This window comes from Mucilaginibacter sp. (genome assembly GCF_036383575.1).
Taxonomy (GTDB): domain Bacteria; phylum Bacteroidota; class Bacteroidia; order Sphingobacteriales; family Sphingobacteriaceae; genus Mucilaginibacter.
In genome coordinates, this window is sequence record NZ_DASVOB010000157.1 from 1 (window position 1) to 7,135 (window position 7,135).

Annotated in this window: 3 protein-coding genes and 1 pseudogene; 3 read left to right on the top strand and 1 reads right to left on the bottom strand. The window is 44.6% G+C overall.

Annotation, left to right across the window (positions count from 1 at the left end):
* Both VF500_RS05695 and VF500_RS05700 read left to right on the top strand, forming a co-directional pair.
* Positions 1 to 518 (top strand): annotated as a pseudogene (locus VF500_RS05695) (sensor histidine kinase); the annotation flags it as partial.
* Positions 519 to 763: 245 nt separating this feature from the next.
* Complete coding sequence (locus tag VF500_RS05700) at positions 764 to 1,957, top strand: HAMP domain-containing sensor histidine kinase (protein WP_330858746.1); 1,194 nt, start codon at positions 764 to 766, stop codon at positions 1,955 to 1,957.
* 406 nt (positions 1,958 to 2,363) lie between these two features.
* On the opposite strand, the gene VF500_RS05705 is transcribed toward VF500_RS05700, so the two are convergent.
* The gene (locus VF500_RS05705; protein WP_330858747.1) at positions 2,364 to 3,608 is read right to left on the bottom strand and encodes a Na+/H+ antiporter; all 1,245 of its coding nucleotides are present in this window, start codon (positions 3,606 to 3,608) and stop codon (positions 2,364 to 2,366) included.
* A gap of 270 nt (positions 3,609 to 3,878) precedes the next feature.
* Between VF500_RS05705 and VF500_RS05710 the strand changes: the two genes are divergently transcribed.
* Positions 3,879 to 7,121, top strand: coding sequence for a glycosyl hydrolase (locus tag VF500_RS05710; RefSeq protein ID WP_330858748.1), 3,243 nt, complete (start codon positions 3,879 to 3,881; stop codon positions 7,119 to 7,121).
* Positions 7,122 to 7,135: the final 14 nt, after the last annotated feature.

Consider the following 7,135-nt stretch of genomic DNA (forward strand, 5'->3'; position numbering starts at 1 on the left):
CGATCATTGCCATGACAGCCCATGCTATGGCAGGTGAACGTGAAAAATGCATGAGCCACGGCATGAATGAGTATATCGCTAAACCGGTTAATGATGATGACCTGTTTAAGCTGATCCTTAAGTTTGTACCCGGTGCATCGCGGCTGGAACAGGCTGCGGTAATCAATGAGTATACGTACCAGTATATCGATCTCAACTATATGAAGGACATCAGCAAGGGAAATACAGCTTATGAAAAGCTGGTAACTTCACAGTTTATTGAACTTACGCTAACTGATGTAAATACGTTGAAAAATATGTTCAGTGCTGAGGATTTTGAAGGTCTGAAAAGTACGGCTCATAACATGAAAACCACAGTTGCCATTATGGGTTTATTGCCCGCATTGGAAGCCGATCTGGATGAACTGGAGCAAGTCACAATTGCCGACACGGAAACATTGCGGCTTATCAATGATGTTACCGCGGTATGCCTCAATGCCATTGATGATGCCAAGCATTTTTACGGGACGTTGGTGTAAGTTTCACTATATTTTAATGTAGAGACGCATAATTGCGTTTGCCGATTTGCTAAGGGATCGGTATGTTTGACCTTATAGCGGGAGACGCAATTATGCGTCCCTACAACTTTTAAACAGGATCAAAATAAACCTGCCTGAATCCATCAACCCTTCACCGACAGTTTTTGCCTGTTCAACGAATGCTGAAGCCAAAGCCTTTGAAGGAGCCTTAGTTTTATGATAACAAAAATTATCGCTCAAAGCTCATGGCAACATTAACCGTAACCCCACAACAATTAACCAATACCAATTTGCAAATTGCTGCATTTGGTAGTTCTGATAATTTTATTGAGCCGGTTTTCCCGGGCCAGGTATTAAACCCTTATGCTTTTTTGGTTGATATCTCCGAAAGGGTACATACCCGCGAGCAGGCAATAACCAGCATGCTTGCCTCGGCAGGTATAGGGATGTGGAGTTATAGTGTGTACAGTAAAAAGTTTCACCTATGCCCGGTTGCCAGCGGTTTTTTAGGGATGAAAGGCAGCAGTACTTTTGGCTTACGGGTATTGATGCAAAAGTTGCTGCAGTGGAACCAAAAGCATGTTTTAGAAACCGCCAAAACTGCCTGCCGCACTCAGCAGGAGTTTGAAACCGAGTTGAATATTTCTACTCCAGACGGCTGTTACGGACGGTGGCTGAAGATAACAGGAAAGCTTTATTGCAGTGATGGTTTGGCCATGAAAATGATGGGGACCCTAACCGATATCACTGTCGCTAAGCAGGAAGAGCTCCGTAAAAACGATTTGATGGCTTTTCTGAACCATGAATTACGTACGCCACTAAGTACCATTAAATTATATATCCAAAATACTGCCCGCGTCGCGCGGATGGAAAACAATAAACCGTTGGAAGACAAAATGCTCAAGGCTGATCAGCAAACGGTGAGCATGACCCAGCTGATCAATAACTTCTTAACACTGTCGCAGGTTCAGGATGCAAAACTTACCCTGCAACAAAGTCATTTTAATCTGGCCGAATTGGTTGAGAAGGTAGCGGCAGATATGACTGTACTTTATCCCGACCGAAAGTTTAAACTGAAAGTATCAAAGACAATACAGGTTACTGCCGACTATGATAAACTGGCGCAGGTACTGGTAAATTATATCAACAATGCAGTGAAGTTTTCGCCGGTAAAAAGCGTAATTACCTTAACCTGTGCAGTAGCGGATGGACAAGGCATAGTAACCGTACAGGACAAAGGCCGGGGTATTAAGTCCGCCGATCAAAAGCTATTGTTTTGCCGTTATTCCCGTATTCACCATGAAAACGCTACTGGTACAAAAGGATATGGCTTAGGCCTGTACCTTTCGCGCGAGATCGTTGAAAGCCATGGTGGAAAGGTTGGGGTTGATAGTGAGTTTGGCAAAGGTTCTTCCTTTTATTTTAGGTTGCCGATGTAAGTTGTTAAAAACGATGTCACGAGTAAGCATCAGGGAAAACCTGAAACAAACCACGATGACGTATGAAATATATTTAAGCGATGGTGTGCGGGAGCCGCGTTAGTGATAGTAGCGGATATCGTCCGTTAGCTAACGGATAATGCCTTGTGCAGTATGAGCGGATAGCACGGGCCGCAGGCAACGCTCATATTTATAAGTTGAAAAATTTACTTGATAATCAGTAACTTATAATCGTGTCATTATAAGGAGGAGCGACGAAGCAATCGCATGCTCTACAGAGCAGTTATGCTTTCGTGCAGTTACCATTTGCGCTCGTAATGTGAAATTTATCGCACAGCCAGACTTACGAAGTTTCTAAAACTTCGTAAGTCTTCCCTCGCTTTGTCATTTACTTTGTATTATAAAATTATTTATCAGTCAATCTCCTCACCAGCCACGGCAGGCTCAACCCCTGGCCAATCAGCGTAAACAGCACCACAACTACCGAAATAAAGATAATAGCGTTACGCTCAGGAAAAGGACTGCCATCGGCTAAAGTAGCTGGCAAACCAATGGCAATAGCCAATGATACAATCCCCCGCATACCCGACCAGCTGATGATCAGGCTGCTCTTAAAATCAAGCAGGGCATCTTCTGTTATTTTGTGCTTGCCTTTTTTAAAAGCCTCCTGAAGGTTTACTTTCTGAAGGAAGACACGCAGCATCCGTAACGCCAGCGCAATAATGGTGATCAGGAAAGAATAACCCACATAAGGCCATACCTGTGCTTTGGGGATGCTTTTGATGACATAGGGGAACTGCAGACCTATAAAAATAAAGATCAATCCGTTCAATAAAAAGATGATAATATCCCAGATAGATTTGGATTGCTGTTTCAGTTTTTCCGGGAAAACTTTAGCGCTAAAACGGGCAATGCTCAATCCTAATATAACCACAGCTATAACGCCGGACACGTGCAGGTCTTCAGCCACAAGGTAGGTTACAAATGGCATCAGCAGCATAAAACTGATGGTCACCAAATCATTTTTATGTACCCGTTTAATAATAAATGCCAGTATTTTTCCCATTATCAGGCCAACCACAAAGCCGCCGCCCATCAGTATAAAAAACTGCAATGATGCTTTCCAAAACACAAAGGCAGTACCGGTTACGGCCGCTACGGCAAAACGGTAAGCCACCAATGCTGATGCATCGTTCACCAGGCTTTCACCCTCCAAAATGGTATTAGTACTGTGCGATAATCCGAGGCCTTTGGTAATGCTCATGGCCGCCACAGCATCTGTAGCCGAAAGGATAGCGCCCAATACGAAGGCCAGCGGCCAGGTCATGTCCGGGATAATATAATGGGCAAATACCGCTATGCCCGAGGCCGTAATAAATACCAGCGAAATAGCCAGCGTACCTATGGTGTTGATATTGGTTTTAAAGGTTTGGTACGAGATATTAAAAGCTGCGTCATACAGCAATGGCGGCAAAAATATCAGGAAAACAATTTCGGGGTTAAGCTCAATATTGGGAATGGACGGAACAAAACCAACCGCTATACCTGCTATGATCAGTAAAATTGGATAAGGTAGTTTTATTTTGTCGGCCATGGCCGATAAACCGATCATCACAGCCAGTATAAATATAACAATGGTGTAGTTTTCCATAAACAGCTACGCTTTTAGTGAAAGCTTTAACAAAGGTAACAGGACAGGCTCTTTTGAATCATTCATAAGCGAGCCATTTGGTACGTAAAATAGATATTCTGCCTGATAATATCGTATATCAATACGGATAGGATAGTACAGGATGCCAATTTATACAGAAAGCTATAGTATTGTTTTTATTATAAACTTACCAGCTTTCATTTTTTAACCTATATCATTGGCTCCCCGGGGTTGGAGCGTGTAACGTTATAAAACAGAATATTTATCCTGATGCAAAATATCTACAAAAAGGCCATCGTAACATTGCTTGCGGCCAATGCAATTGGTTTCAGCACCAAAAGCTTCGCCCAAACTAAATCATCTAAAAACGACGCGCTTTACAGCGGCTTTAAAACTACTCCTGATTCGGTGCAAACCAGTGTTTATTGGTATTGGATCTCGGGGAACGTATCTAAAGAGGGCGTAGTTAAAGACCTTGAATCGATGAAGAAGGTAGGCATCAACCGGGCTTTTATCGGTAATATTGGCCTGGATGAGATCCCTTACGGAAAAGTAAAAATGTTTTCGGACGAATGGTGGGATATCATGCATACCGCCCTTAAAACCGCTACCCGGCTCAAGGTAGATATCGGTATTTTTAATGGTCCCGGATGGAGCCAGTCCGGCGGTCCCTGGGTTAAGCCGGAGCAGTCTATGAGGTACCTTAATTCGTCAACTTTAGCTATAAAAGGGCCAATCAGTCTCGATAAAAAACTGGATCAGCCCCAAAAGCAGTTTCAGGATGTAAGGGTGATCGCTTTTCCTGCACCTACTGGTTATGGCCAACAAATGCCGGCCTCATTTATCAGTTCCTTACCTGTTGATCCGCATGCTAATAACCTGATGGATGGTAATGAAAATACTATATATACCATTCCTAATGATCCGAAACCAACGATAACTATTGATGCCGCTTCGGCTTATACTGCGCGCAGTTTTGTTTTTTATCCTGCACATAAGGAGTTAAGATTTGAGGGAGATATCCAGGCCCGCGATGCTGCCGGTAATTATCAAACGGTAAAACACTTTGTGGTAGATAGGAGCAATACCAATTTAAATGTGGGTTTTAGCCCTTATTCGCCTGCCGTAGTATCTATCCCCGCCACAACAAGCCAAAGTTTCAGGGTAATATTTAGCAATGGCTCCCAGGGCAGCGATATAGCCGAGCTTAAGATCTCAGCATCGCCAAACGTGGAAAATTATGCTGAAAAGTCGTTGGCTAAAATGTATCAGACACCACTACCGTACTGGAAGGAATATCAGTGGAAACCTCAGCCGGTGGTTGATGATCAGCAATATGTGATCGATCCGCAAAAGGTTGTTGATATATCAAAATATATGCAGGCTGATGGTACGCTGAAATGGGATGTGCCTGCCGGCAACTGGATCATTATGCGCACCGGTATGACGCCTACCCAGGTTACCAACGCCCCAGCACCGCCCGAAGGCCGAGGTCTTGAGATTGATAAAATGAGCAAACAGCATATTGCCGAACATTTTGACGCTTTCCTGGGGCAGATCCTGAAGCGGATCCCAGTAGCCGACCGCAAAAGTTTTAAGGTAGCTGTTGAGGATAGCTACGAAACGGGAAGCCAGAATTGGACGGATGAGATGCTCAAAAACTTCAAAACCCGATATGGCTACGATGCCCTGCCGTACCTGCCCGTGTTAAGCGGCTGTGTAGTAGGTAGCCAGGATCAAAGCGACCGGTTTTTATGGGATTTGCGCCGTTTTGTTGCTGATAAAGTAGCTTATGAATATGTTGGCGGCCTGCGGGATGTGAGCCACAAACACGGGCTTACTACATGGCTGGAAAATTACGGGCACTGGGGCTTCCCGGGTGAGTTTTTGCAGTACGGCGGTCAATCGGACGAGATTGGCGGAGAGTTTTGGAGTGAAGGCGATTTGGGTAATATCGAAAACAGGGCAGCTTCATCTTCTGCACATATCTACGGTAAAAATAAGGTCTCGGCCGAATCGTTTACCTGTGCAGGGGGATCATTTTCGCGCTACCCGGCCATGATGAAACAACGGGGCGACCGCTTTTTCACCGAGGGTATTAACAACACCCTGCTGCATGTATTTATTTCGCAGCTTGCTGATAACCGGGTACCGGGTACAAATGCTTGGTTCTCGAACGAATTTAACCGTAACAATACCTGGTTTTATGATATGGACATGTTCATCAGCTATATCAAGCGTTGCAACTACATGCTGAGGCAGGGTAATTATGTGGCCGATGTAGCTTATTTTATTGGCGAGGATGCCCCCAAAATGACCGGTGTTCGTGACCCGGAGCTGCCGCAAGGCTACTCTTTCGACTATATCAATGCGGAAGTATTGAACGGCCGCGCCAAAGTGATTAACGGCAAACTGGTACTGTCCGGCGGCATGAGCTACAAGCTATTGGTACTGCCCAAACTGGCAACCATGCGCCCCGAGTTGCTGAAAACCATTGCCAAACTGGTTAATGATGGATTGGCTGTATTAGGTCCCAAACCGGAGCGCTCGCCCAGCCTGCAAAACTATGGTATGGCTGATGCAGAGATCAAAAAAATGGCTTCGGCCCTCTGGGGTAGTATCGATAGTGTTTCGGTAAAAATGCATCGATACGGCAAAGGGGTGGTGATTAACGGAATGGACTTGCAACAAGCGCTTGATCTGCTCAAAGTAGCGCCCGACTGTAAGTTTAACACCGTAGGGCAGGCGCTGTTCATTCATCGTAAACTAATTGATGGCGATATGTATTTTGTATCCAATCAAACCGCGCAGAATATCGATATTAACGCTGCCTTCAGGGTTAATGGAAAAGCGCCGGAGCTTTGGGACGCCACAACAGGTAGCAGCCGTAACCTGCCCGATTATAAACAAGAGGGAGGCATTACTACCGTGCCACTTAAGCTTGATGCTTATCAAAGTGCTTTCATCATTTTTAGGAAACCTGCTAAGGCAAACCCGGCAAGGCATGATAATTTCCCTGATCAGCAGGTTGTAGTTGATGTAAATACTCCGTGGACGGTTACCTTCGATCCAAAAAGATGGGGGCCGGTAAATCCTGTTACCTTTGATAAGCTGGTCGACTGGACATTGCGGCCCGAGGATGATATTAAATACTACTCTGGTTCGGCAGTTTACCATAATACGTTTAATATTGACCAAATTGAAAAAAGCAAACATCTGCTGCTTGACTTGGGGCAGGTAAAAGCCATGGCTAAAGTAAAAGTGAATGGTGTTGCCGTTGGTGGCGTTTGGACAGCTCCCTATCAGCTTGACATTACCACCGCGCTAAAACCGGGCAATAACACTCTTGATATTGAGGTAGTAAATACCTGGGTTAACCGTTTAATAGGCGATAGTAAATTATCCGCTAATGAACGCCATACCTGGACTATCGTAAACCCTTATAAACCTGAAAGTCAGCTTGAGGCTTCGGGGTTAACAGGTCCGGTGACTATTAAATCGGTAAATTATTAATATAAAACTACGGC

Excerpts from the sequence above, each read along its gene's own strand:
- VF500_RS05700 (WP_330858746.1), top strand. The coding sequence starts at position 764 with ATGGCAACATTAACCGTAACCCCACAACAATTAACCAATACCAATTTG.
- VF500_RS05705 (WP_330858747.1), bottom strand. The coding sequence starts at position 3,608 with ATGGAAAACTACACCATTGTTATATTTATACTGGCTGTGATGATCGGT.
- VF500_RS05710 (WP_330858748.1), top strand. The coding sequence starts at position 3,879 with ATGCAAAATATCTACAAAAAGGCCATCGTAACATTGCTTGCGGCCAAT.